The organism is Neisseria mucosa (assembly GCF_013267835.1).
Taxonomy (GTDB): domain Bacteria; phylum Pseudomonadota; class Gammaproteobacteria; order Burkholderiales; family Neisseriaceae; genus Neisseria.
The window spans coordinates 372,662-397,311 of the sequence record NZ_CP053939.1; the positions used below are offsets into that span (position 1 = coordinate 372,662).

Here is a 24,650-nt window from a genome sequence, read left to right on the forward strand (position 1 = left end):
TTCAGACGGCCTTTGTTTCATCAAGCCATTATCCGCGGCGTAAAACGGCGGTATTGATGTATTTTTGAATGCCTGATGCAATGGCTTGGGCGCATTGTTGGCGGAATGATTCGCTGCCGAGCAGCCGCTCTTCGGTAGGGTTGGAGAGGAAGGCGGTTTCCACCAAAATGGACGGAACGTCCGGAGCGCGAAGGACGGCAAAGTTGGCTTCGTCAACGCGGCCTTTGTGCAGTTGGTTGAGTTTACCCAATTCGGTCAGCACCAAATGGCCGAGTTTGCGGCTGTCGCGCAGGGTTGCGGTTTGGGTCATGTCCAAAATCGTGTTGTCAACATTGCGGTTGCCACTGGTCTGAATGCCGCCGATGGCGTCGGCGTTGTTTTGAGTTTGGGCCAGGAATTTTGCCGCCGAGCTGGTCGCGCCTTTGGTATTGAGCATGTACACGCCGGTACCGCGTGCGGACGGGCTGGTAAAGGCATCGGCGTGAATGGAAACAAATACGTCGGCATTGCGCGCGCGGCCTTTGGCGACGCGGATGCCCAAGGGAATGAAGATGTCTTCGTTGCGCGTCATGAATACGTTGTAACCCAAGGCTTCGAGGCGTTTTTTGGTTTCGCGTGCGATGGAGAGTACGACGTTTTTCTCTTTGAGGCCGCTCGGTCCGATGGCACCGGGGTCTTCGCCGCCGTGGCCGGGGTCGAGCATGATCACGGGACGGCGGTTGCCGCCGCTGCCGCGATTGCTTTTAGGGGCAGGGGTGTCGTATGCGGTGTTGGTATTGGGACGTTGTTTGGGGACGCTGCCGTTGAGCAGGGCCATCATCGGGTCGTTGGCATCTGCGCCGTGCGGATAGAGGTCGATAACCAAGCGGTTTCTGAAGTTGCCGACGGGGGCGAGCGCAAAGACTTGCGGATGGGTGCTTTGTTTGAGGTCGATGACGATACGCACGGTGCTGGGCGTATTTTGACCGGCGCGGATGCTGCGGATGAAAGGGTCGTCAGACAGCACTTTGCTGGAAATGCCTTGCAGGACGCTGTTGATTTCCGCTCCTTGAATATCCACAACCAACCGGTTGGGGTTGTCCAACATAAAATGTTGGTATTTCATCGAGTGGTTGCTCTCAAGGGTAACGCGTGTGTAGGCGTTCGCCGGCCAAATGCGGACGGCAAGGAATTGCGCAGGAGAGGCCGGTTTGGCCAATGCGGCACCAACGGGCGTGAGGGTGAGAAATAGTCCTGTGCCTTGACGGAGAATGTGTCTTCTAGTTAATTTGACCATGATTCTAAACTTTTTCGGCCTTGGTTTGTGTGGGCGGAAAAGGTGCAGGTTCTGCCCTTATCGGTGTACGTCAATGTAATGGTAATGTCTGCCGGAGGTGTGAATTCCCCGCCTTGCTGCGGCCATTCGATGAGGCAGATGCTGTCGGGCGCAAACAATTCGTCCAAACCGGCATCTTCCCATTCCTCGGGCATAGTAAAGCGGTAGAGGTCGAAATGGTGGAGGGTGAATGTATCCAGCGGATAAGATTCGACAATGGTGTAAGTCGGGCTTTTGACTGCACCAGTATACCCCAGTCCGCGCAAAATCCCGCGTGTCAGCGTGGTTTTGCCTGCACCCAGCCCGCCTTCAAGATAGATGGTCAGCGGAGCGGAAAGCTGCTTGCTCCATTCTTCACCCAGTTTCAGGGTTGCTTCTTCATCGGGCAGAAAACGGGTGTACAGTCCGTTTGAGTGCATGGAATAGGCCTTGTCGTTTAAAAGGCTTAATTATGATGGAATTGGAGGCGTTTGCAAACCTGATAGACGATAAAGTTAGATAAAGATAGTGTTGAGGCCGTCTGAAAACGGAATTCAGACGGCCTTTAATGTTAAAATGAAAATATCCCTCACAAAATTGCGAGACAGCTTATGCCTTTATCCATAGACGAACAATTATTGCCGCACCGCAATGCCATCGACAGCATCGATGCGGAAATCCTCCGTTTGCTCAACGAGCGCGCCGGTCATGCGCATGCTATCGGCGAATTGAAAGGGACAGGCGCGGTGTACCGTCCTGAACGGGAAGTGGCCGTTTTACGCCGGATTCAGGATTTGAACCGCGGCCCTTTGCCTGATGAATCAGTTACTCGACTGTTTCGCGAGATTATGAGCGAATGTTTGGCGGTGGAGCGTCCGCTGACGATTGCCTATTTGGGTCCGAAGGGGACATTTACCCAGCAAGCCGCCATCAAACATTTCGGCCACGCCGCACACACCATGGCGTGTACTACCATCGACAACTGCTTCAAACAGGTCGAAACGCGCCAAGCCGATTATTTAGTGGCGCCGGTGGAAAACTCGACCGAAGGCTCGGTGGGCCGTACTTTGGACTTGCTGGCCGTAACCGCGTTGAAAGCCTGCGGCGAAGTGGTTGTCCGCATTCATCACAACCTGCTGCGTAAAGACAGCCATGAAATCGGCGGCATTACCAAAGTTTTTGCCCATGCCCAAGCCTTGGCGCAATGCAACGACTGGCTCGGCCGCAATCTGCCCAATGCCGAGCGTATCGCCGTAGCCAGCAATGCCGAAGCGGCGCGGTTGGTTGCCGAATCTGACAGCCCGAATGTGGCCGCCATTGCCGGACGTATCGCGGCGGAAATTTATCAGTTGAGCTTTGCCGCCGAGTGTATCGAAGACGAGCCGAACAATACCACGCGCTTCTTGGTGATGGGTCATCAGGACACAGGCCGCAGCGGCAACGACAAAACTTCTTTGGTCGTCTCCGCGCCCAACCGTGCCGGTGCCGTTACTGCTTTGTTGCAACCTTTCACCGAGTTGGGCATTTCCATGACCAAATTTGAAAGCCGCCCAAGCAAATCGGTTTTGTGGGAATACCTGTTCTTCATCGATATCGAAGGCCACCAAAGCGATGAAAATGTCCAAAAAGCCTTGCAGCTTTTGGGCGAACGCGCTTCCTTCGTGAAAGTTGTCGGCTCTTATCCGACCGTTGTTTTGTAAGGATTATTGGGCATCAAAGGCCGTCTGAAAAGTTTTCAGACGGCCTAAATTATGTTTTCAATAGTTGCCATTTATGCAACATCATTGGCAGATTGATGTCAGTAAGTTTGCATGATTGGAAATGAACCCTCTATAATCCGAACGTTTTTAATATTTTCATGCAAAGAAAGGAGTAAGCCATGACACGCAATACTTCAATCCGCTCAATCACATTCTTTGCAGCCCAAGCGTCGGTCTGACTTTCGGATAACGCTTTTCGCATTCCATGTCGCCCGCTTCGGGCTGCTTTCCTTACGATTATCGGCTAGAAACCAGGCCGTCTGAACATTTCGCAGACGGTGGCTATTTATTGTCAGCCGTTGACGGTTTCTATCCGTTTTAAAGAAAGCATAAACACATGGGCAATTATCCCCATCATATTCAAATTATTGCCGATTCAAATACATGGATTGAAGGCAACGCTGTCGCACAGCTCGAAACCACCGCCCGATTACCGCATATGTTGCGCGTTGCCGGAATGCCGGATTTACACGCTGGGCGCGGTTATCCGGTTGGCGCGGCATTTTTCAGCGACCGTCATTTTTATCCTGCCCTGATTGGGAACGATATCGGTTGCGGCATGGCGTTTTGGCAGACCGATTTACGCGCGGCCAAACTCAAACCGGCCAAACTCGCCAAACAGCTTGGCAACATCGATACGCCGCTAGACAAAGACGAACAGGTCGAATTATTAGGCGACGCTGTCGATATGCGCCAATTTTCAGACGGCCTTGCCGTCGGTACGATTGGCGGCGGCAATCATTTTGTCGAGTTGCAAACCGTTGACACCGTTTATCGCACCGATTTGCTTCCGCCCGATTTTGATGAAAACCATCTGCAACTGTTGGTGCATAGCGGTTCGCGCGGATTGGGCCAGCAGATTTTGCAATACCATATTGCCGCCTTCGGGCATCAAGGTTTGGCGGAAGAGGGCGAAGCGGCGGCGGCCTATCTTGCCGAACACCAAACAGCCCTTGAATTTGCCAGCCTTAACCGCCGTTTGATTGCGGCCAGAATGCTTGACCGTTGGCGCGCAGAAGGAACATGCCTGCTCGATGTCCATCATAATTTTTTGGAACAAGCCGAGATTGACGGCACAACCGGTTGGCTGCACCGAAAAGGCGCAACGCCCACTGATAAAGGCTTGGTCATGATACCCGGATCGCGCGGCGATTACAGCTATCTGATCCGACCTGCCGAAGATTGCCAGATTTCGTTGAACACATTGGCTCACGGCGCAGGTCGGAAGTGGCAGCGCGGCGAATGCAAAGGCAGGCTGTCGCATAAATACACTGCCGACAGCCTGCGCCAGACAGAATTTGGCAGCGTAGTCGTTTGTCAGGATAAGGCTTTGATTTTTGAAGAAGCGCCGCAGGCTTATAAAAGCATCGACAGCGTTATTGCCGCCATGAAAAACGCGGGTTTGATTGAATTGGTCGCGCGGTTTAAGCCTGTTTTGACTTATAAAACCGGCGGCGAGTGTGGAGCGTAAAGATGAAACAGAATACACCAGTGATTTATCTGCAAATTTCCACCGCGCAAGGGCCGGCAGAGTGCCGTATATTTGCCCGTTTCGTCTTGGGCAAGCTGCTTGCCGAAGCCCAAGCAAAAGGCATTGATGCCGAACTTGTTACCGAAACCGCCGATAAGCACGGCATTTTGTCGGCGACGCTCAAGTTGGAAGGGCAGAAAGCCGAAAGCCTAGCGCAAACTTGGCAGGGGACACTCCAATGGATATGCCCCAGCCCTGTCCGTCCGAAACATCCTCGCAAAAATTGGTATATAGGCGTTTTCCGTTTGCCCGATATGCCGCAGACGTATGAAATGCCGTCTGAAAACGGAATCGAGTTTCAAACCTGCCGTTCGGGCGGTAAAGGCGGGCAACACGTCAATAAAACCGAGAGTGCAGTCCGCGCTACCCATAAAGAAAGCGGCATTTCCGTGCGGGTCGAGAGCGAACGCAGCCAGCATGCCAATAAAAAATTGGCGGTAATGTTATTGGCGCAAAAGCTGGCGGAGCATCATGCCGGACAGGCAGGAAGTTTTGCGCAGGAGCAGCACGCGCAACTCTATCAAGTTGAGCGCGGCAATCCGAAAAGAACGTTTGTCGGTACTGCTTTTAAGGAGAAGTAATTTGTCTGCCGGATAAGGAGGTATTTAAAACATAAATAAAAGGCCGTCTGAAAACTTTCAGACGGCCTTTTATCGGTTTATCAATTAGCGTTCGCTTAACGCTTGTTTCATACGCGTAATCGGCTTGATCAGGTATTGGAAGATGGTTTTTTCGCCGGTTTTGATGTCCACCGTTGCCACCATACCCGGAATAATCGGCATAGGTTTGCCGTTTTTGTCTTTCAGGGAGTTGTTTTCGGTTTGGACGAGAACGCGGTAATAGACTTGGTTCGGGTCGAGTTTCAGGTCATTGGCACGGTTTTGCATGGAGTTGCTGACGGTATCGGCGCCAACGAGGGTAACTTTGCCTTCCAGGCCGCCGTAGATGGAGTAGTCGTATGCGCTGACTTTAACCAATGCAGGTTGGCCTGTGCGGATAAAGGCGATGTCTTGCGGACGGATATAGGCTTCGACCAGCAGTTTGTCGTCAACCGGGACAATTTGCATGATGTCTTCGCCTGCGTTCACAACGCCGCCAATGGTGGTGACTTTTATGCCTTTGACGATGCCGCGCATAGGGGCGCGGATTTGCGAGCGTTCAACCGGGTCGGCACGCATGGCAACGTTTTCTTTGGATTGCGCCAGCTCGGATTCGGCTTGCAAAAGTTCGTTGTTGGCATCGGCTTTGTAGCGGTTGCGGCGCTCGGAAATTTGGGTGGCCAAGTCGGCAGACTCACGGCGCATTCTTAAGAGTTCGACTTCGGAAACCACGCCTTCGGCAACCATGGGGGCGGTAATGGCGATTTCGCGGTCAAGCGCGGCCTTGCTTTGGGAAAGGCCGCTGACGGCGTCGGTCATGGCTTGACGGCGTGCTTTGTAGGCGGCGATTTCGCGACGGCGAAGCTCGGGACCCACGCTGTCAGGGAAGGAGAGCTTGGCGCCGTAGGCTTCGGCTTTCAAGCGGGCAACAGTGGCTTCGAGGTTTTCGACTTTGGCTTCACTTTCACGCAAAACGGCGGAGCTGCGCGTGTCGTCGAGTTTCATCAGAATCTGATCTTTCTCGACCATATCGCCTTCTTTAACCATGATTTCGGTTACGATGCCGGGGTCGAGGCTTTGGATTACTTGCTCACGGCTGCTGGGAATGATATTGCCGTTGCCGCGGGTCACTTCTTCGACCGGGCTGTTGTAAGCCCAAATAACGAAGACAACCAGGAAAATGAAGAAAAGGATGATGACCCAAAATTGACCGCTGTGTTTTTCTTTTTGAAGGGCGGCGTTGAGGTCATTGATGAGGTGTAGGTCTTTGGATTTGACGTTGTTTTCGCGGCTCATAATCGTGTGTCTTTATTGTGTTTGGTGGATTTTAACCATTAGGGCAGGCCGTCTGAAAGGGTAAGTAGGTTTTCAGACGGCCTTTTGCTTTATTGTGCTGCCGATTGAGGGGCGGCGGCTTGTTGTTGCTGTTTGGCGTTGACAGCTTGTTGCTGTTGTTTGACGTTGGCTGCTTTGGCCTGTTCGTTTTGCATGAGTTTTTGCAATACCAGGTCGCGCGGGCCGTCCATCACGACTTTACCATTGTCCATGACAATGATGCGGTTGACGATTTGCAGCACTTGCGGACGGTGGGTTACCAAAAGCATGGTGCGGTTGCGACCCCATTGGGCGATGGCATTGAGTGCCATACGTTCGGTAGCCTGGTCCAGGCTGGTGGTCGGCTCGTCCAGCAGGACGACTTTCGGATTGCGCAAGGTCATGCGCGCCAGGGCGATGATTTGTTTTTGACCGCCGGACAAGCCCAAGCCGTCTTCACCTAAAGGCATATCCAAACCGCGCGGATGGTTGCGGATGATTTTGTCGAGGCCGAAGCGGTTGAGCGCAATCAGCAGGTCTTGGTCGGTAGAGTAGCTGCCGGTACGCGCTAAGTCCATGTTTTCGCGCAATGTACCGAGGAACAGGCGTGGCGATTGGCTCAGCAGTAGGACTTGGTCGCGCAGGAAGTTGGGGTCAAGCTGGCGCATATCGACGCCGTCAAGGGTAACGTTGCCTTTTTCAGTGTCGTACAGACCGCTGGCCAGTTTGAGCATGGTGCTTTTACCGCTGCCGATACGTCCCAAAATACCGACTTTTTCCCCCGGCTTGATGGTCAGGCGCAAATCTTCGACGGCGCTGTTGTTGTCGGCTTGATATTTGAACGATACGTTTTCAAAGGTAATATTGCCCTGAACGTTGTCCAAAGTAATGTATTTGCGTTCCGGATTGCGCTCGATAGGGCGGGTAACGATGTCGTTTACGCCTTTGAGGGCAAGTTTGGCCTGTTGGAAGCGGGTGGCCAAACCGGCGATTTGTGCCAACGGCGCCAAAGCGCGGCCGGACAGAATCACGGAGGCAATCAATGCACCCATGGTGATGCGTTCCGCATGGTTGTCGGCATGAATCAGATAGGTGCCGACGACGACCAGGAAGACGGTATTGAGCTGCTGCATGGCGACGGCGAAGTTGACCATGAAGTTGCTGGTGTCTTTGACTTTGATGGAAGAAGCGGAAGTTTTGGCGGTGTATTCGTCCCAGCGTTGTTGCGCCCAAGATGTGGCGTTGTTGGTTTTTAGGGTTTCGATGCCTTCGATGGCTTCAACGGCAAGGCCGGAGCGTTGCGAACCTTCTTTCATCGATTCGTTGATGTGGCGAGAGAGCGGGCGTTGTACGACAAAACCGACAATCACGACAATCGGAATGATGGTCAGGGGAACGAGTGCCAGTTTGCCACCGACCATGGAAATTACGAAGATAAACAGCAACAGGAAAGGCAAGTCGACGATGGTCAACAAGCTGGCACTGGTCATGAACTCGCGCACGGCTTCAAATTCGCGCAAATTGCTGGCGTATGAACCGGAAGAAGCGGGACGGTCTGCCAGACGCAATGCCATCACTCGGCGGAATAAAGCGGAGCTGATGATCAGGTCGGCTTTTTTACCGGCAATATCGGTCAAGTGGCCGCGGATCATCTTGGCGGCAAACTCAAACAAAATCGCCAAGACCACGCCGATACTCAATACCCATAAGGTTTCATAGGCTTGGTTGGGAATCACGCGGTCGTACACATTCATCACATACAGGGAGCTGACGAGCGCAAGGAAGTTAATGATGATGGTGGCCAAGATGACTTGGTAGTAGTAGCTGCGGAAACGCCAAATAACTTTCCAAAACCATGCTTTGGGCAAATGGTATTCAGGCAGCTCCGAGCGCATATCGGTAGCCATTTTGGGTTTGATAAACCAGCAGTAGCCCAAATACAGGCCGGAGAGCTGCTCGTGGCTGAGTTCCTGTTCCAAACCGTCAACCTGGCGGATATGGTATTTGCGCTCTTGGCCGGAACCTTCGATTTGGGTGATAACCGCGGCCTCTTCGTTGTGCAGGATAATCATGACCGGCACGGCGAGCGAGGGGATGTCTTCCAGATTGCGTTTGGACAAGGTGTTTTCAAAGCCGTGGCTGCGCAGGACTTCGACCAGTGAGTGATAGTTGACCTTGAGCTTTTTATCGCGTACGACTTCGGCGGACAAAGCGGCTTCGGATACGGGTGCACCTAAAAGGCGGGTCACTAAAACGATGTGTTCAATGATAGCTTTCATATTTTTTCGCGTAATGTTTTTGGTTTAACCGGCGGATATGGCTTTATTTTTGTGCCAAACCGACCCAAGCGGAGATTTTGGCTTGGGTATTTAAATAGTCGAGCGCCGCATCGCGGAAATCGTTGCGGGCGGCGACGTAATCTTGTTCGATGGAAGATAACTCGCTGTATGCGCTCAAAACGTCGGTCAGCGTACGTCGGGCGATTTTAAACTGCAATTCGTACACTTTGATGACTTCTTTTTGGGCGGCGATGTGTTGCGCCGTCAGCGCGGCACGCTGCTCGCTTTCCTGCATATCGATGGCAGACGTTTGGACGCGTTCGTTCATGTCGCGCAGGATTTGTTCGGATTTGGCTTCTGCGGCAATCAATGATTTGGCATTACGCTCTACATTGTGTCGGGCGGCAATATCCAGCACATTCCATGCAACATTTAAATAAAGCTGTTTGGTGTTGCGCGTTGCACTGCCTTCCAAATTGAGGGCAGGCAGCCGTTCGGCTTTGGAGGCGTCCAAGTCGGCACGGACGCTGTCGCGCTCGGCCAACTGCGCCTGATAGGACGGATTATTGTTGCGGTTGGGGCTGCTGAAGCGTTCGCTGATGGATTTTGCCGTGTCGTTTTTAAACGGATCTTCCAAATCGTTGGCAGTCAGTTGGCGCGAGGTGTAGCGGGACAGGCGGCTCAGCGCCAAATCCATGGTGCGGCGTTGTTGGGCAATGATGTTGGCCACTTGTAGTTGGCGCGCGCGCGCTTCAATCAACTCGGAACGGCGGCCGGCATCATATTTGACGATGGTATTTAAGTCTTTTAAGAGGTTGTTGTGGCGCGCCAAAGTCTGCTCGTTAAGAATCAGGGTTTCTTTTGCACGCAATGCGCTCAGATAGAGGCGGCCGATATCGCTTCCCAGCTGCTCTTGGCTTTCGGTGTATTTGTGTTGATAGTATTCTTCGCGGCTGCGGTCGCGGCGGACGGCGGCTTCAATCGCGCCCCATGAATAGATGTTCAGGCTGCCGCGTACGCCGACGCCGTCTTCCATATCGTTGCTGGTGTATTTATTGTGTTGCGCCAGCACTTTCGTGCCGGTCAGGGTAACAACGGGGTAATGGCGCGCACGCGTGGCTTTAGTCGTGCTTTGCGCTGCTTCTTGAGTGGCTTTGGCTTCACGCACAATCGGGTCGCTGATTAAAGCATCCCTGAGGATGTCTTGCAGGCTGTATGCAGAGGCCGTCTGAAACGGCAGCAGACAGCAGGCGACGGCAACGGCCGATGACAATAAACGGGGCTTTGTGGGGAAAGAATAAATATGCGACATGATTTTCAACCAAATGATTTATATATTATCGTTGTCTGTATCGGGTATCGCTTGAGGCATGACCGGGCGAATTTTGAACGAGAACACATACATTTACAAAGCATAAAGCATTTTTTCCGGCTTTTCACAATATTCTGATAAAAGGTCGAGATACAGGCCTCAAAGTATATTATTGCAAAGCGCGACTATCGTAATTTATGGTTTTAATGTAAGAAAACTATCGATAAGGCCGTCTGAAAGGAATTCAGACGGCCTTTTTTCAACCTTAATCCTTACGTTGCAATACAGCGGCAAAGAAGCCGTCGGTTTGGTGTTCTCCGGAGTTGAGGCGCAGGTATTTGCCGGTATCCAAATCGACCTTCAGACTTTGCAGCAGTTCGGCGCAGTTGACGAGTTCAAATTCGGGATGTTCGGACAGGAAACGTTCGACTTGCAGCTCGTTTTCTTCCGGCAACACGCTGCAGGTGGCGTACACCAAGCGGCCTTGCGGTTTCACCAGTTTGGAGGCGGCATTGAGGATGCTGTGTTGCTGTTCCAAAAGGTTGGCCACGGTCTCGGCGGATTGGCGGTATTTGAGGTCGGGGTTGCGGCGTAAAGTACCCAAACCGGAGCAGGGCGCGTCCACCAATACGCGGTCGGCTTTGCCTGCCAGTCGGGCGATACGGGTATCGTGTTCGCTGCTGATGCGTTCGGGGTGGATGTTGGTCAGTCCGGCACGGGTCATGCGCGGTTTGAGGTTGGCAAGGCGTTTTTCGGCGATGTCGAAGGCGTAGATTCTGCCTTTGTTGGCCATTTGTGCGCCGACAGCCAAGGTTTTACCGCCGGCGCCGGCACAGAAATCGACAATGATTTCGCCGCGTTTTGCACCCACCAATAAGGCAAGCAGCTGGCTGCCTTCGTCTTGGACTTCCAGCGTGCCGTCTAAAAACAGTTCGTGTTTGTTAAGCGCGATTTTGTTTTTCAGGCGGATGCCCCAAGGCGAATAAGGCGTTGCCTCTGCATCGGCACTTTCAGCCTGCAACAATGGCAATATTTTATCTCGTTTGCCTTTCAAGGTATTGACGCGGATGTCGAGCGGGGCAGGTTGGTTGATGCTGCGGCCGAAGGTGAGGATTTCTTCTTCGCTCCAATGCTGTTGCAGTTGTTCCACCAGCCATTGCGGCAATTCTGCGGCGGTATTTAGGCCGTCTGAAAACTCGGTTTTACGGGCTTTCAAATTGCCGAGGAACGCTGTTTCTTCTTCATCAAGCAGGCCTTTGATTTGGCTGATATTGGTGCTTCTGCCGAGAACCAGCGCGGCAAGAGCGGCTTTGCGCGGCTGCGCGTGCGGACGGCGCAGGGCGGTGCTGATTTTTTGATAGTGGCGCAGCGCGGCAAAGGCGGTTTCGGCGATTTCATGGCGGTCTTGGCGGCCGAGTTTTTTGTGTTCGCGGAAGTAGGCGGAGAGGACGGCATCGGAAGGCTGTTTGAAAGTCAGCATTTCAGCCAAAACTTTTGCGGTATGGTCGAGTTGTGCGGCGTTCATAATGTAATGGGTTTCTCTTAAAGTTAGTAAAGGGTTTCAGACGGCTTTCATGATGCGTTCGATTTCGTGCCAAAAGCCGTCCGGCCGTAATTCCAAAATGGCAATCAAGCCTTGGTTGATACGGCGGATTTCGGTTGCATTCAATGTTTCGGTTTCGGCAACACGCGCAGGTGCAAGATAGGCCATGCGGTCGAGCAAGTGATAACGCGCTTCTTGGCGTTCAAACCCGTATTCCTTCCAATCTTGAATATAGATGCCGCGCCAGCCGTATGGGTTAAGCGGCGGCTCAAAAGCATGGAAACCTTGTGGAAAAAATCCGATGCCGCGCACGATGGAAGTGGGGAGCGGATTTTCAGGCAGACCTTGTGCAGCTAAGGTTGCTTTGCCTTGCGGCGTATGCAGCAGCTGGGATTGCTGCACCAGTTTGGCGGCTTTGTCCGTCAGCGTGTCTTTAGTGTTGAGGCCGCGCAGGTTTTGCACTTGGTCTCCGCCGTAGTATTTACACGCCAGCTCGATATGGTAGGGCTGTTGGTTGAGGGAAACGACAAAATCAGCGGCGCCTAAAGTTTGGCCGTCTGAAAAAACGGGCAGATTGTATGCGTGCAGTTTGGCGTGCGGCGCGTTGGCAAACCAAAAAGCCAGCAACTCTTCGGCATAAATGCCGAGACGGTGTCCGAACGGGGCGCGTTGGGCAAGATGTTCCTTTAGCGGAGCGGGATCGGCGTCCAATGCCAAAAGATAGCGGAAACCGTGTTCCCCCAATAGTTCGCGCACGCTCAATTCGCAACCGCTTTGCCACAAAGGCGGCGCAGTCAGCAGCGAGGCGAGGTCGCGGACGGGTTGGCTGGTGAGTTTCCACCATAATGCGTCTAGGGCGTAATTCATGCTTATCCGAATATCAGTCATGCCGTCTGAAAAGCTGGAAATGTTTTCAGACGGCCTTAATCAGTCTTTTTTATGGATACGGTGGCTGACGGTATTGAAAAAACCGCGCAGGATGTCGATGTCTTCGGTTTGTGTATTGGCGCGTCCGAACAGGCTTTGCATTCGGCGCATCAGGCGTTCGCCGTTGCGGCGGTTGAAAAAGCCGATGTCGTTCATCACGCTTTCCATGTGGGCGACCATGCCTTTGATTTGCTCATGGGTCGCGGCGTGGTCTTCCTGTTGCAGATGGGTCATGGGCGAATCGGTTTGGCTGAAGATTTCGTAGCACACGACCTGCACGGCTTGGGCAAGGTTGAGCGAGAAATAGTCGGGGTTGCCGTTGATGGTCATCAGGCGGTTGCAGGCTTGGACTTCTTCGATGCTCAAACCGAACGTTTCGTTACCAAAGACCAGCGCCACTTTCTCGCCGCGGTTGGTGGCCTGCAGTAATTCGGGTACTAACTCGCGCGGGGTTTGCAGCGGTGCAGTAATTTCGCGGCGGCGGCTGGTCAGGGCGCAGGCGATGGTGGTGTCGGCAAGGGCTTCGTCCAAAGAGGCGGCAATGGTGGCATTTTCCAAAACGTCTGCCGCGCCGGAAGCGAGGATGAAACTTTCTTCCGGTAATTTAAACGATTGCGGATGCTCCGGATCGAATACGGGCGGATTTTCCGTCATCGGCGTTGCCATCAGATTGGGGGCGACGATGGTCAGTTTGTGCAGGCCCATTGTTTTCATGGCGCGTGCGGCGGAGCCGATATTGGAAGGATGGCTGGTGCGCGTGAGGATGATGCGGATGTTGTCTAGGTAAGCGGGCAGGGCGGGTTTTTCGGAAGTCATGTTTTGTTTTCTGTTTGTACGGGAATCAGGTATAATGCGCCATCTTTTTGTTTTCAGACGGCCTTTTCCCATGCCGTCTGAAATGTTCTTTAACAGCATCGGAAACGATTAACAGCCTCTTGTGTGCCATGTTCGGCGCATTAGGGCGTATTTTACCTGAATTAGGAAGAAAACCATGAATCCGTTTTTAAATACCGCTTTCAAAGCCGCCCGTAAAGCAGGGCAAATGATGATTCGCGCCGCCGGCAATCTGGATGCCGTCAAAGTAGACAGCAAAGCATTCAACGACTTCGTTTCCGATGTTGACCGCAGCTCCGAGATGATTTTGGTGGAAGCGCTCAAAGAAGCCTATCCGCATCATAAAATCACTTGCGAAGAAGGCGGCTCCCACGGTAAAGCCACCGCCGAGTACGAATGGATTATCGACCCGCTCGACGGCACAACCAACTTCCTCCACGGCCATCCTCAATACGCCATCTCTATGGCACTCCTGCACAAAGGCGTGTTGCAAGAAGCTTTGGTGTACGCACCTGAACGCAACGACGTATACATGGCTTCCCGTGGCAAAGGCGCGTTGCTCAACGACCGCCGCATCCGTGTCTCCAACCGCATCGAATTGAACCGCTGCCTGATCGGCACCGGCTTCCCTGTTGTCGATCAAAGCATGATGGACAAGTATCTGGCAATTTTGAAAGATTTCTTGGCAAAAACCGCCGGCGGCCGTCGTGAAGGCGCGGCTTCTTTGGATTTGTGTGCCGTTGCGGCCGGCCGTTTGGACGGTTTCTTTGAGTTTAATCTCAAACCTTGGGATATTGCCGCCGGTGCATTGATTGTCCAAGAAGCAGGCGGTATCGTTACCGATATGTCCGGCAATGAAGGCTGGCTGGAAAGCGGTGACATCGTTGCGGCCAATCCTAAAGTATTGGCGCAAATGCTGAAAATTATTTTTGACCACCAATAAACGTTTGTAGGGAACGGTCTGTATTTATCTTTGCAGACTAGAGTTTCAATAATCGGTAAAAGGCCGTCTGAAACCTGAAATAGGATTTCAGACGGCCTTTTGTTTTGTTGTTAATGGATTCGGATAAGAGCTGAAAATATGGCTTTTGAAGGAGGCACTTTTTAATTTTGTCTGTATTTTCTATTGCTTCGCAGTTATGATGTAGATACGTTTGGCTGAAATAATGCCGCTTGCAATCATAAAAATAGAAAGCAGAGGAGAATAATGAAACGAGATTTTGAAGCAGTAAAACGCATTGTCATTAAGATTGGAACCAGTTCTTTGGTGTTGCCAAACGGTAAAATCAATTTGGCAAAAATCGACCAACTGGCCTTTGTCATTTCCAGCCTGGTCGGAAAGGGCAAAGAAATTGTGCTGGTGTCTTCCGGCGCGATGGGCTTTGGGCTGAATGTCCTCAATATGGAAAAACGTCCGGCGGACATGGCGCAGCAGCAGGCTGTTTCCAGCGTCGGCCAAGTGGCCATGATGAGCCTTTACTCGCAGATTTTTTCCCATTATCGGATGACGGTATCGCAAATCCTGCTGACGCGCGATGTGGTCGAATATCCGGAAAGTTTGGCAAACGTTACCAATGCTTTTGAATCCCTGCTTTCCATCGGTGTCATCCCTATTGTCAATGAGAATGACGCGGTCAGCGTGGACGAGATGGACCATGCGACCAAGTTTGGCGATAACGACCGTTTGTCGGCAGTCGTGGCGAAAATCGTTAAAGCAGATTTGCTGATTATGTTGTCCGATATTGACGGTTTGTTTGATAAAAATCCGGCCGTTCACGCCGATGCCAAGCTGCGCAGCCATGTTGCCGATATTACCGAAGAAATTATTGCTTCTGCCGGCGGCTCGGGCAGTAAGTTTGGTACGGGCGGTATGCTCAGTAAGATTAAGAGCGCGCAGATGATGTTTGAACATCACGGCCAGATGGTGTTGATGAACAGCGCCAATCCGCGCGATATCCTTCAGGTTTTAGATGGCGCGCCTATCGGAACGTGGTTTGCACAAGAGAAATAGGGAGGTTTGATGAACTATATCGAACAGTTGGGCAAGAATGCTCAAAAAGCCAGTAAAACGTTGATCAGCTTGGGAAGCGTAGAAAAAAACAATCTGCTGCGTCAGGTTGCAACGGCTTTGGTTGAACAGGCTGAGATGATTTTGGCAGAAAATGCCCGCGATTTGGCCGCTGCAAAAGAAAACGGCATTTCGGACATTATGCTCGACAGGCTGCGTTTGAATCACGAACGCATTAAAGGCATTGCGGAAGGCGTTGGGCAGGTTGCCGATTTGCAGGACCCGATTGGGCAGGTTGTCCGCGGCTATACCAATCTGGACGGTTTGAAGATAGTTCAAAAACGCGTGCCTTTGGGTGTGGTCGCCATGATTTTTGAAAGCCGCCCCAATGTTTCGGTCGATGCGTTCTCTCTGGCCTTTAAAACCGGCAATGCCATTATTTTGCGCGGCGGCCGCGATGCCATCCATTCCAATACCGCATTGATTGCCGTGATCAGGCAGACTTTGGTACAAGCGGGAATAGATGCCGATGTAGTGCAGCTGGTTGAAGATACCAGTCATGCCGCTGCCGAGGAATTGATGCAGGCAGTCGATTATATTGATGTGCTGATTCCGCGCGGCGGTGCACGCTTAATTCAGACGGTGAAAGAGAAATCGAAAGTCCCCGTCATTGAAACCGGGGTCGGCAATTGCCATATTTATGTCGATGACAGCGCCGATTTAGAGATGGCGGTCAATATCGTCGTGAACGCCAAAACGCAGCGTCCGAGCGTGTGCAATGCCGCGGAGTCTTTGGTTGTTCATGAAAAGATAGCGGAGGCGTTTTTGCCCAAACTGGAAGAAGCTGTTGCCAAAGTGCATCCGGTCGAATTTAGAGCCGATCAAGAAGCATTGCGTATGTTTAAAAATGCTGTTTTGGCAACCGAGGAAGATTATAGTACCGAGTTTCTTGACTATATTATGTCGGTCAAAATAGTGAAATCAGTGGAAGAAGCCGTCGATTGGATTAACGGCCATACAACGCACCACTCGGAAGCGATTGTGACCCAAAGTATTGCCCATGCCGAGTTTTTCCAAGAAAGCATTGATGCGGCGGCGGTTTATGTCAATGCGTCCACTCGGTTTACCGACGGCTTTGTGTTCGGATTGGGCGCGGAAATCGGGATTTCCACCCAAAAAATGCACGCCCGCGGCCCGATGGGTTTGGAAGCGCTGACTTCGACCAAGTTCTACATCAACGGCAAAGGTCAGATCCGACGTTGATAAACGCCCCTCAACTTCATCAATTTGCGTATAATGGCGGGAAATTTGATTTTCCCCGAACAACCGATTTAGTAAAAAGGAACACACCATGTCCTCTATCCACGATCAAATCAAAGAAGTCGTTACCACACACCGCGTCGTATTGTTCATGAAAGGCACGAAGCAATTCCCGCAATGCGGCTTCTCTTCCCGTGCCGTACAAATCCTCAATGCGGCAGGTTGCACCGACTATGTAACCGTCAATGTATTGGAAAACGATGCCGTACGCCAAGGCATTAAAGAATACAGCGACTGGCCGACCATTCCTCAACTGTACGTCAACGGCGAATTTGTCGGCGGCTCCGACATTTTGATGGAAATGTATGAAGCCGGCGAACTGCAAGAATTGCTGAAAGCTTAAGCATTTTAAATATTCCCGCAATGTAAAATTGTTGACAAAGGCCGTCTGAAACCCTGATTCAGACGGCCTTTCGCATGAATACGCACTTTGCGCGCCATGCGAAAAAAAGTATAATCCCCCTCCATCAACGCAATTCGGAAAATCAACATGAACGTTACCGTTATCAACCACCCTTTAGTCCGCCACAAACTCACGCTGATGCGTGAAGCGGATTGCAGCACTTACAAATTCCGCACGCTTACCACCGAGTTGGCACGTCTGATGGCATATGAGGCCAGCCGTGACTTTGAAATTGAAAAATATATTATTGACGGCTGGTGCGGCTCTATCGAAGGCGACCGCATCAAAGGCAAAACGCTGACCGTCGTCCCGATTTTGCGTGCCGGTTTGGGTATGCTCGACGGCGTACTCGACCTGATTCCGACTGCCAAAATCAGCGTTGTCGGATTGCAGCGCGATGAAGAAACTTTGAAACCGGTTTCTTATTTTGAAAAATTTGTCGACAGCATGGACGAACGTCCCGCGCTGATTATCGACCCAATGTTGGCGACCGGTGGCTCTATGGTTGCCACCATCGACCTTTTGAAAGCCAAAGGTTGCCGCAACATCAAAGCATTGGTATTGGTTGCCGCACCGGAAGGCGTGAAAGCCGTCAACGAGGCGCATCCTGATGTAACCATCTACACTGCCGCACTCGACAGCCACTTGAACGAACACGGCTACATCATCCCCGGTTTGGGCGATGCCGGCGATAAGATTTTCGGTACACGTTAATTGAAATGTTTAAGGCCGTCTGAAAAGTGTCAAACCTAAACTTTCAGACGGCCTTATTATATGGTTTGCTTTAAAACCCACATCAGAAAGGACAATCATGAGCTTCCAAGATAATCTTGCCGCCATGCCTGCCATCGATCATTTGAGCGGCTTGGATATTCTCGACAAAGAGGGCAATGTGGTTCATCACATTCCCAATGCACCTGGCAAACAAGGCTCGCTCAAGCTTTACCATGCTTTGGCGCAAGAGTTTGACGGTAAACTTGACGCAGCGGCGGCAGAACGCGGCCTGGCATGGTTTGCCGAACATGTTGCCGATGCCGAAGCCAATCCGGGCAAACATCCGAATATTGATTTGCTGTTTAAAGTGAAAGCTGAAAATGCCAGCCTGACTTTGAAACCATTGGCTGCTTAATGAATACAAAAAAGGCCGTCTGAAAACAATTTTCAGACGGCCTTTTTATATGCTTAAAACCTTAAGCGATAGAAGCTTCAACGAATGCAGTCAGTTGGCCTTTAGCCAATGCGCCGACTTTAGTGGCAACGTTTTCGCCGTTTTTGAACACCATCAGGGTAGGGATGCCGCGAACGCCGAATTTGGCAGGAGTGGCTTCATTGTCGTCGATGTTGATTTTAACGACTTTCAGACGACCTTGGAATTCGGAGGCAATGTCGTCCAAGATTGGGGCGATCATTTTGCAAGGGCCGCACCATGGTGCCCAGAAGTCCAGCAATACAGGTACGTCGGATTTCAAAACGTCTTGTTCAAAGCTGGCATCGCTGGCGTGGATAATCAATTCGCTGCTCATGTTTGTTTCCTTTTGAATGGGGATCGATAAATATGTTGTTCAGGATAGTGGCAGACTGGGAAAATTTCAAGTGCTGCCACTCGGTAATAGTTTTTTTGAAATGCGTCTATCGTAATCCTTAAAGATTCAGACGGCCTCTTGGACCATGTGGCCGGAGTGGGCAATCAAATGGCGCGTGTAGTCGCTGCTTGGATTGGCAAATACGTTTTCACATTCGCCTTCTTCAACGATTTTGCCGTCTTTCAACACCATCACACGGTGGGAAATGGCGCGGATGACGGCGAGGTCGTGGCTGATGATGATGAAGGCGAGGCCGTATTCTTTTTGCAGGCCGCTGAGCAATTCAAGGATTTGTTGTTGCCATTGGACATCGAGCGCGCTGGTTGGTTCGTCCAATACGAGGATTTTCGGGCGGACAATGATGGCGCGGGCGATGGCGAGGCGTTGGCGTTGGCCGCCGGAGAAGGCATGCGGATAGCGTTCGAGTGCGTCTTCGGGCAGGCCGACTTGTTTGAGGACTTCTTCGACGCGGCGGCGCATTTCTTCGCGTGGCATTTCAGGTTCGTGCACGCGTAAGGCTTCGGAAACGGTATCAAAGACGTTCATGCGCGGATTGAATGCGCCGAACGGGTCTTGGAACACCATTTGGATTTCGCGTCTCAATTCGCGTTTCCATGGCTCGCCGTTGACAATCAGACTGCCTTCGGAGTCGATAAGGTGCATAACGGCTTTGGCCAGCGTGGTTTTGCCGCTGCCGCTTTCGCCGATGATACCCAATGTTTCGCCAGATTTAAGGTCGAAAGAAATGGGGTTGAGGATGGTTTTGTCGCGTTTTTTAAACCAACCGTCCGACTCTTTGACGGAAAAGGCGACGTGTTCGGCCTTAAGTACGGTGGCCGGGTTTTCAGGCAAGGGGGCGACGCGGCGTGTTGTGCCGGCATTGAGCAGCATTTTGGTGTATTCGTGTTGCGGATTGGCGAAGACTTCGGCTGCTTTGCCGGCTTCAAGGATGCGGCCGTTACGCATAACGGCGATGTCGTCGGCAAAACGGCGCACGAGGTTTAAGTCGTGCGTAATGTAGAGCATGGTCATGCCGTGGTCTTCCTGCAGGCGCGAGAGCAGGTCGAGAATTTGGGCTTGGACGGCAACGTCCAAAGCAGTGGTCGGTTCGTCGGCAATCAGGAGCTTGGGTTGGGCGGATACGGCCATGGCAATCATGGCACGCTGGCGTTGGCCGCCGGAAAGTTGGAACGGATAAGCCTGGGCTTTTTGCTCGGGCTGGTGGATGCCGGTTTCGTCTAGGAGTTCGATGGCGCGCGCCCATGCCTGTTTTTTATCCAAACCCAAATGCAGGGTTAGGACTTCGGCGATTTGTTCGCCGACGCGCATCACGGGGTTGAGGGCGGTCATGGGTTCTTGAAACACCATGCCGATTTCGCAGCCGCGCAGCTTTTGCAGGGCGCGTTCGGGCTGGGTCAGCAGATCGGTTCCGCAATATTTCAGACTGCCTTCAAAGCTAACCATCGGGTTGAGGCGCATGATGCCTTGTGACAATACGGTTTTGCCGCTGCCGCTCTCGCCGACCAATGCCAGTTTGCGGCCGGGTTGCAAGGTCAGGTTGATATCGTGTAGGACTTGCTTGCTCGGAAAGGAGCCGTTTAGGTTTTCGATTTCGAGTATAGGTGTCGTCATGGTCGTGGCCGTCTGAAAAGGTTTGTGGAATACAGGTTGTTTTCAGACGGCCTGCATGAATCAAGAGGCCGTCTGAAACAGCGGTTTAGTCTTGAAACTGTTCTTTGAGTTTGCGTTTTAACACTTTGCCGGTGGCATTGCGCGGCAGCTCGTCTTGGAAGATGATTTGTTTGGGGATTTTAAAGTTTGCCAGCAGGCCGCGCAGGTGGCTGCGGACTTCGGCTTCTTCCAGCTTCATGCCTTCTTTGAGTTGGATAAAGGCAATGATTTCTTCATCGGCGTATTGGTCTTTCACACCGATGACGGCGGCGGCTTCCACGGCATCGAGTTTGTAAATGGCTTCTTCGATTTCTCGCGGATAGACGTTTTGGCCTTTGGAGATAATCAGGTCTTTTTTGCGGTCGACGATGAAGATGAAGCCGTCTTCGTCTATGGTGACGAAGTCGCCGGTTTTCAGCCAACCGTTTACGATGGTTTCATCTGTGGCGTCAGGCATATTGAGGTAGCCTTGCATGACCGAGCCGCCTTTGATGATGAGTTCGCCCACTTCGCCGCGTGGCACTTCGACCAATTCGTCATCGACGGCTTTCACGGTCAGGCCGGGCAGGGCAACGCCGACGCTGGCGGTTTTTTGGCGTTCGGGCGTATTGACGGCCACGACGGGCGAGCATTCGCTCAAGCCGTAGCCTTCCAGCAATTTGGCACGCGGGAATTTGGCTTTGAAGTCGTCAATGGTTTGTCCGGCCAAAGGCGCGCCGCCGCTGATAAACAGACGGACGCGGTTGAACCATCTGAAATACCAAGGGATTTTGGCTTTGCTCATGGCAGTGTAAATAGCCGGTACGCCGAGGAAAATGGTAGCGCGTTTGAGTAAAACCTGTTTCAACACGTTGGAGAACGGGAAGACGGATTTGACCAAAATAATCGAGCAGGCCTGATATATCGGCAGCAAAACCATGGCGGTCAGCGTAAAGCTGTGGAACATGGGCAAGAAGACGACGAAGCGGTCTTTTTGCGAAATTTGGAAAATTTGTTCGACGCCCGAAAGGTTGGAAAACAGATTGCTGTAACTGATTAATGCGCCTTTGGGATGGCCGGTTGTGCCGGAGGTGTAGATAATGTGCGCCAAATCGTTGACGGACGGCTGACGGCTCAGATTCGGCTTGCCGGGGAATGTACGCGCGGCATCGAAATAGCTGTCTTCGCCACTGGCGGCTTTGGTTTCGCCAATCCAGATGATTTTACGGACTTTGGTTTTGGCTTTGATGTTTTTGAGTTCTTTGGCCAACGGCGCGGAGGCGAACATAAAGCGTGCGTCGCAGTCATTGAGGATGTAAGAGAACTCTTCGCTTTTCAAAAAGACGTTGAGTGGGACGGCTACCGCACCGATGGAAGTAATGGCGAAATAGGCGGTAATAAATTCGGGAGAGTTGGAAACGACAAGGGCGACCTTGTCACCATATTGTACGCCTTCATGTTGCAGATAGGCGGCGACGGTTTCTACTTCGTGTTTGAGGGAGGAATAGCTGATTTTTTCTTTATCGTTGAAAATGACCGTGCCTTTACCGTTTTTTTGGCAGGCGGCTGTCAACATGGCGTAAAAATTAGAGTGGGTGTGCATTTCGGAGTTCGTGTCCATATTGTGTCGATGGGTGTACGGTTTCGATGAGCCGTTTATTTCGAAGGATAGGTTTTACATCCTATCGGTAAAATAAGCAAGAGGCCGTCTGAAAATACTTTCAGACGACCTCTTGCTTTGTCGGGCTTAGGAAAGCAATATTTTGAATTTAAACTTATTTATTGTGTTGATGGGAAAATTCCCATTCTTCAAAAGGCTGGCCGTTCGGAAGATAGCGCAAGCCGATTGTGTTTCTGTCTCGGGTCATTTCGAGTTTACCGTTGAGTTTGAGGCAGGATCTAGATGACAGGTAGGCAGAGCCGATGGTAGAGGCTTTAGACCTAGCCGTTGTTCAGACGGCCATCGGGTACTTTCTTAAACAGGCGATAGAAATTGTCGCTGGTGTTTTGTGCCAATGTTTCCAAGCTCTCGCCGCGCAGATTGGCTACGAATTCGGCTGTATAGCGGACGTAGGAAGGCTCGTTTTGTTTGCCGCGTTTGGGAACCGGCGCGAGGAAGGGGGCATCGGTTTCTACTAAGATTCTATCGGCAGGGACGTATTTGGCGGCTTCCTGTATCAACGGTGCGTTTTTAAACGTCACAATACCGGAGAAGGAAATGTATAAGCCCAAATCTAAAGCGGCTTTGGCGAAGGCAACGTCTTCGGAGAAGCAGTGAATTACGCCGGAGTTGGTATGGCACTCTTTCAAAATCCGCAATGTGTCTTCGGCCGCATCGCGCGTGTGGACGATAACGGGCAGGCTGCTTTCGTTGGCGGCTTGGATGTGGTCGGCAAAACGTTGATGCTGCCATGACAAATCGCCTTTGCACCAGTAATAGTCCAAACCGGTTTCGCCGATGCCGACGATTTTGGGATGTTTGGCCGCTTCTACCATTTCGGCAACGGTAAATTCTTCCGCTTCTTGGCTGTCGGGATGTATGCCGATGGTGCAGTAAATGTGGTCGTGCGCCTGGGCAATGTCGAAGACTTCGGCAAAACTTTGTTTGCTGACGCTGATGGCAAGCGCTTGTTTGACGCTTTGCGCTTCCATATTGGCAAAGACTTCGGGCAGGCGGTCTTTTAGGCCGTCAAAGTTGAGATGGCAATGTGAATCGATTAAATGCATGGTATTACAGGGTAAAAGTAGTACGGTCGCTGCGCAGGCGCGGACCGAGCTCGGCTTCGATCAGGTTTTTTGCCTGCTGGCAGCTTTCGTGTTCGGAAAAGGCAAGGCCTACGCCTTTGGGGCGGTGGGCCGAGGTGCGCGCGGGATTGATCCAAACGACTTTGGTTGGCAGGAAGCGTTTGGGATAGTCGGCGATTTCGACGGCCAAGAGGATGTCTTCGCCTAGGGAGAATACGTCATCGGTCGGCACGAACAGGCCGCCGTGTTCTAAAAACGGCATATAGCAGTTGTACAACAGATTGGGGTCTTTGAGTTGCAAAGCCAACATCTTCGCCGGAATGTCTTTTTTATTCATCATTTATTACCTGTTAGGGTTTGTTTTGCCAAAAATCTAAATATTCGATAAGCAGATACTCAAGTTGCATTTTAACACTCAAGGTATGGTATCCGTAAGGGTTGAGCGCGTTCAGACGGCCCAATAGGGCAAACAGCCTGCGTGAATCGGTTTTGGAGGCCGTCTGAAGCAGGGCTTGGGCATGGTGCGGATAATAAAGCGGCGCCATGCTTTGTTGTGCCAAGCCGACATCCGTCAGCCACTTTTGCAGCCAGTCGATGAAAACGGCCAGCGGTTGCTTTTGTTTGTCGAACGCGGCGGCGTAGTCGAGTATGGCCAACAGGCGCGGGGCAGCCAGCAGCGTCAGCAACTCTTCACGCAATGCGTCCAATTCGGGAGTCGGTGTGAATAAAGGCGCGCCGCTGTGGAATGCCAACAAGGCTTCGGCATTTTCCACGCCCTGTTGGCGCAGGTATGCTGCAGCTTGTTCATGGGTCGGCGAGGGCAGCACCATCTGGCGGCAACGGCTTTTGATGGTGGGCAGGAGTTTGTCGCGCGCGTGGGTAACGAGCAGGAAAACAACGTGTTGCGGCGGCTCTTCCAAAGCTTTCAACAAACCGTTTGCCGCCTGTGTATTCATACTTTCCGCCGGATGTACCAATACCACGCGCAGGCCGCCACGGACAGCGGTCAGGTAAATGTTTTCCACAATATCGCGCACGGCATCGATTTTGATTTGCAGGAGTTTGCGTCCTGTTGCCTCGCCTTCGGGAATTTCCGGCGTGAGTTCGTAAAAGTCGGGATGTGTGTTTTGGCTGAACAAATGGCACGAAGCGCACTCACCGCAGGGTTCATGACCGGACTTGGGCGATTCGCACAGCAATGCCTGCGCGACAAAGCGGGCAAACTCGGTTTTGCCGGTATTTTCTTTGCCGGTAAACAGCCAAGCGTTGGGACGGTTTTGCCAATGGGCGGCGAGCTGTTGCCATTGGGTTTCATGCCATGGATAAATCATATCGTTTGGGAACTATAAGGTAGGTGGTTATTATACGCTCAGGCCGTCTGAAAAAGTTTTCAGACGGCCTTTTATTAACTGCCTAAAAATTAATCAAATATCGTTTTGTTTTGAAATATCAAACATTAAGCAGACTTATTCACAGCCTTTACACACGCTTGTTTGGGGAAAAATGTGCATTTTGTTTGGCGGTAAAGTTGTGCTTAAAATTTAGTCA

23 protein-coding genes are annotated in these 24,650 nt (G+C 51.8%); 9 read left to right on the forward strand and 14 right to left on the reverse strand.

Annotation, left to right across the window (positions count from 1 at the left end; translation table 11 throughout):
* Positions 1 to 28: 28 nt before the first annotated feature.
* Together FOC66_RS01675 and tsaE are read right to left on the reverse strand one after the other, a co-directional pair.
* Entirely contained in the window at positions 29 to 1,276 is a 1,248-nt protein-coding gene (locus FOC66_RS01675; protein WP_003746018.1) for an N-acetylmuramoyl-L-alanine amidase, read from the reverse strand.
* On the reverse strand, positions 1,264 to 1,734 hold the full coding sequence (gene tsaE / locus FOC66_RS01680) for a tRNA (adenosine(37)-N6)-threonylcarbamoyltransferase complex ATPase subunit type 1 TsaE (RefSeq protein ID WP_003746020.1): 471 nt from the start codon (positions 1,732 to 1,734) through the stop codon (positions 1,264 to 1,266). Before tsaE ends, FOC66_RS01675 begins: the two co-directional genes overlap by 13 nt.
* A gap of 171 nt (positions 1,735 to 1,905) precedes the next feature.
* On the opposite strand from tsaE, the gene pheA reads away from it, so the two are divergent.
* The 3 genes from pheA to prfH all read left to right on the forward strand — a co-directional run bounded on the left by pheA (position 1,906) and on the right by prfH (position 5,166).
* On the forward strand, positions 1,906 to 2,994 hold the full coding sequence (pheA, locus tag FOC66_RS01685; RefSeq protein ID WP_003746022.1) for a prephenate dehydratase: 1,089 nt from the start codon (positions 1,906 to 1,908) through the stop codon (positions 2,992 to 2,994).
* A 397-nt stretch (positions 2,995 to 3,391) separates the two neighbouring features.
* The gene (locus tag FOC66_RS01690; protein ID WP_003746024.1) at positions 3,392 to 4,525 is read left to right on the forward strand and encodes an RNA ligase RtcB family protein; all 1,134 of its coding nucleotides are present in this window, start codon (positions 3,392 to 3,394) and stop codon (positions 4,523 to 4,525) included.
* Positions 4,526 to 4,527: 2 nt separating this feature from the next.
* Positions 4,528 to 5,166, forward strand: a complete 639-nt coding sequence (gene prfH, locus FOC66_RS01695; protein WP_081456494.1) for a peptide chain release factor H — start codon at positions 4,528 to 4,530, stop codon at positions 5,164 to 5,166.
* Between the two features lie 84 nt (positions 5,167 to 5,250).
* Here the strand turns inward: prfH and FOC66_RS01700 are convergent, their stop codons facing one another.
* The 6 genes from FOC66_RS01700 to FOC66_RS01725 form a co-directional block, all read right to left on the reverse strand.
* Positions 5,251 to 6,480 (reverse strand): HlyD family type I secretion periplasmic adaptor subunit, encoded by a 1,230-nt coding sequence (locus FOC66_RS01700; RefSeq protein ID WP_003746028.1) that lies wholly within the window; start codon positions 6,478 to 6,480, stop codon positions 5,251 to 5,253.
* An 89-nt stretch (positions 6,481 to 6,569) separates the two neighbouring features.
* Positions 6,570 to 8,777 carry a type I secretion system permease/ATPase gene (locus FOC66_RS01705; protein ID WP_003746030.1) on the reverse strand — a complete coding sequence of 736 codons (2,208 nt, stop codon included), beginning with the start codon at positions 8,775 to 8,777 and terminating at the stop codon, positions 6,570 to 6,572.
* Between the two features lie 43 nt (positions 8,778 to 8,820).
* Entirely contained in the window at positions 8,821 to 10,089 is a 1,269-nt protein-coding gene (locus FOC66_RS01710; RefSeq protein WP_430224402.1) for a TolC family protein, read from the reverse strand.
* A 265-nt stretch (positions 10,090 to 10,354) separates the two neighbouring features.
* Complete coding sequence (locus FOC66_RS01715) at positions 10,355 to 11,614, reverse strand: RsmB/NOP family class I SAM-dependent RNA methyltransferase (protein WP_003746035.1); 1,260 nt, start codon at positions 11,612 to 11,614, stop codon at positions 10,355 to 10,357.
* 36 nt (positions 11,615 to 11,650) lie between these two features.
* Positions 11,651 to 12,520: a DUF1853 family protein gene (locus FOC66_RS01720; protein WP_036493562.1), complete on the reverse strand. Its 870-nt coding sequence runs from the start codon at positions 12,518 to 12,520 to the stop codon at positions 11,651 to 11,653.
* A 39-nt stretch (positions 12,521 to 12,559) separates the two neighbouring features.
* On the reverse strand, positions 12,560 to 13,375 hold the full coding sequence (locus FOC66_RS01725; RefSeq protein WP_003746040.1) for an RNA methyltransferase: 816 nt from the start codon (positions 13,373 to 13,375) through the stop codon (positions 12,560 to 12,562).
* Positions 13,376 to 13,550: 175 nt separating this feature from the next.
* On the opposite strand from FOC66_RS01725, the gene FOC66_RS01730 reads away from it, so the two are divergent.
* The 6 genes from FOC66_RS01730 to FOC66_RS01755 all read left to right on the forward strand — a co-directional run bounded on the left by FOC66_RS01730 (position 13,551) and on the right by FOC66_RS01755 (position 18,253).
* Complete coding sequence (locus tag FOC66_RS01730) at positions 13,551 to 14,336, forward strand: inositol monophosphatase family protein (protein WP_003746042.1); 786 nt, start codon at positions 13,551 to 13,553, stop codon at positions 14,334 to 14,336.
* Positions 14,337 to 14,600: 264 nt separating this feature from the next.
* Positions 14,601 to 15,404: a glutamate 5-kinase gene (proB, locus tag FOC66_RS01735; protein WP_003746044.1), complete on the forward strand. Its 804-nt coding sequence runs from the start codon at positions 14,601 to 14,603 to the stop codon at positions 15,402 to 15,404.
* A gap of 6 nt (positions 15,405 to 15,410) precedes the next feature.
* On the forward strand, positions 15,411 to 16,664 hold the full coding sequence (locus FOC66_RS01740; protein WP_269208295.1) for a glutamate-5-semialdehyde dehydrogenase: 1,254 nt from the start codon (positions 15,411 to 15,413) through the stop codon (positions 16,662 to 16,664).
* An 88-nt stretch (positions 16,665 to 16,752) separates the two neighbouring features.
* Positions 16,753 to 17,064, forward strand: coding sequence for a Grx4 family monothiol glutaredoxin (gene grxD / locus FOC66_RS01745; RefSeq protein WP_003681608.1), 312 nt, complete (start codon positions 16,753 to 16,755; stop codon positions 17,062 to 17,064).
* A gap of 147 nt (positions 17,065 to 17,211) precedes the next feature.
* The gene (gene upp / locus FOC66_RS01750; RefSeq protein WP_003746048.1) at positions 17,212 to 17,838 is read left to right on the forward strand and encodes a uracil phosphoribosyltransferase; all 627 of its coding nucleotides are present in this window, start codon (positions 17,212 to 17,214) and stop codon (positions 17,836 to 17,838) included.
* A gap of 97 nt (positions 17,839 to 17,935) precedes the next feature.
* On the forward strand, positions 17,936 to 18,253 hold the full coding sequence (locus FOC66_RS01755; protein WP_003746050.1) for a DUF2322 family protein: 318 nt from the start codon (positions 17,936 to 17,938) through the stop codon (positions 18,251 to 18,253).
* A gap of 61 nt (positions 18,254 to 18,314) precedes the next feature.
* Here FOC66_RS01755 and trxA read toward each other — a convergent pair whose 3' ends face one another.
* The 6 genes from trxA to FOC66_RS01785 all read right to left on the reverse strand — a co-directional run bounded on the left by trxA (position 18,315) and on the right by FOC66_RS01785 (position 24,433).
* Positions 18,315 to 18,647, reverse strand: coding sequence for a thioredoxin TrxA (trxA, locus tag FOC66_RS01760; RefSeq protein ID WP_003681479.1), 333 nt, complete (start codon positions 18,645 to 18,647; stop codon positions 18,315 to 18,317).
* Between the two features lie 126 nt (positions 18,648 to 18,773).
* Entirely contained in the window at positions 18,774 to 20,339 is a 1,566-nt protein-coding gene (locus tag FOC66_RS01765; RefSeq protein ID WP_003746052.1) for an ABC transporter ATP-binding protein, read from the reverse strand.
* Positions 20,340 to 20,424: 85 nt separating this feature from the next.
* Entirely contained in the window at positions 20,425 to 21,978 is a 1,554-nt protein-coding gene (locus tag FOC66_RS01770; protein WP_036493564.1) for a fatty acid--CoA ligase, read from the reverse strand.
* A 320-nt stretch (positions 21,979 to 22,298) separates the two neighbouring features.
* Entirely contained in the window at positions 22,299 to 23,084 is a 786-nt protein-coding gene (locus FOC66_RS01775) for a TatD family hydrolase (RefSeq protein ID WP_003746056.1), read from the reverse strand.
* Positions 23,085 to 23,088: 4 nt separating this feature from the next.
* Entirely contained in the window at positions 23,089 to 23,442 is a 354-nt protein-coding gene (locus FOC66_RS01780) for a PilZ domain-containing protein (protein WP_003746058.1), read from the reverse strand.
* A gap of 10 nt (positions 23,443 to 23,452) precedes the next feature.
* Positions 23,453 to 24,433, reverse strand: a complete 981-nt coding sequence (locus FOC66_RS01785) for a DNA polymerase III subunit delta' (protein WP_003746059.1) — start codon at positions 24,431 to 24,433, stop codon at positions 23,453 to 23,455.
* Positions 24,434 to 24,650: the final 217 nt, after the last annotated feature.

Excerpts from the sequence above, each read along its gene's own strand:
- FOC66_RS01775 (WP_003746056.1), bottom strand. The coding sequence starts at position 23,084 with ATGCATTTAATCGATTCACATTGCCATCTCAACTTTGACGGCCTAAAA.
- FOC66_RS01675 (WP_003746018.1), bottom strand. The coding sequence starts at position 1,276 with ATGGTCAAATTAACTAGAAGACACATTCTCCGTCAAGGCACAGGACTA.
- prfH (WP_081456494.1), top strand. The coding sequence starts at position 4,528 with ATGAAACAGAATACACCAGTGATTTATCTGCAAATTTCCACCGCGCAA.
- tsaE (WP_003746020.1), bottom strand. The coding sequence starts at position 1,734 with ATGCACTCAAACGGACTGTACACCCGTTTTCTGCCCGATGAAGAAGCA.
- FOC66_RS01785 (WP_003746059.1), bottom strand. The coding sequence starts at position 24,433 with ATGATTTATCCATGGCATGAAACCCAATGGCAACAGCTCGCCGCCCAT.
- trxA (WP_003681479.1), bottom strand. The coding sequence starts at position 18,647 with ATGAGCAGCGAATTGATTATCCACGCCAGCGATGCCAGCTTTGAACAA.
- FOC66_RS01730 (WP_003746042.1), top strand. The coding sequence starts at position 13,551 with ATGAATCCGTTTTTAAATACCGCTTTCAAAGCCGCCCGTAAAGCAGGG.
- FOC66_RS01715 (WP_003746035.1), bottom strand. The coding sequence starts at position 11,614 with ATGAACGCCGCACAACTCGACCATACCGCAAAAGTTTTGGCTGAAATG.
- grxD (WP_003681608.1), top strand. The coding sequence starts at position 16,753 with ATGTCCTCTATCCACGATCAAATCAAAGAAGTCGTTACCACACACCGC.
- pheA (WP_003746022.1), top strand. The coding sequence starts at position 1,906 with ATGCCTTTATCCATAGACGAACAATTATTGCCGCACCGCAATGCCATC.
- upp (WP_003746048.1), top strand. The coding sequence starts at position 17,212 with ATGAACGTTACCGTTATCAACCACCCTTTAGTCCGCCACAAACTCACG.
- FOC66_RS01765 (WP_003746052.1), bottom strand. The coding sequence starts at position 20,339 with ATGACGACACCTATACTCGAAATCGAAAACCTAAACGGCTCCTTTCCG.
- FOC66_RS01770 (WP_036493564.1), bottom strand. The coding sequence starts at position 21,978 with ATGGACACGAACTCCGAAATGCACACCCACTCTAATTTTTACGCCATG.
- FOC66_RS01700 (WP_003746028.1), bottom strand. The coding sequence starts at position 6,480 with ATGAGCCGCGAAAACAACGTCAAATCCAAAGACCTACACCTCATCAAT.
- FOC66_RS01710 (WP_430224402.1), bottom strand. The coding sequence starts at position 10,089 with ATGTCGCATATTTATTCTTTCCCCACAAAGCCCCGTTTATTGTCATCG.
- FOC66_RS01690 (WP_003746024.1), top strand. The coding sequence starts at position 3,392 with ATGGGCAATTATCCCCATCATATTCAAATTATTGCCGATTCAAATACA.
- FOC66_RS01780 (WP_003746058.1), bottom strand. The coding sequence starts at position 23,442 with ATGATGAATAAAAAAGACATTCCGGCGAAGATGTTGGCTTTGCAACTC.
- FOC66_RS01705 (WP_003746030.1), bottom strand. The coding sequence starts at position 8,777 with ATGAAAGCTATCATTGAACACATCGTTTTAGTGACCCGCCTTTTAGGT.
- FOC66_RS01725 (WP_003746040.1), bottom strand. The coding sequence starts at position 13,375 with ATGACTTCCGAAAAACCCGCCCTGCCCGCTTACCTAGACAACATCCGC.
- proB (WP_003746044.1), top strand. The coding sequence starts at position 14,601 with ATGAAACGAGATTTTGAAGCAGTAAAACGCATTGTCATTAAGATTGGA.
- FOC66_RS01720 (WP_036493562.1), bottom strand. The coding sequence starts at position 12,520 with ATGACTGATATTCGGATAAGCATGAATTACGCCCTAGACGCATTATGG.
- FOC66_RS01755 (WP_003746050.1), top strand. The coding sequence starts at position 17,936 with ATGAGCTTCCAAGATAATCTTGCCGCCATGCCTGCCATCGATCATTTG.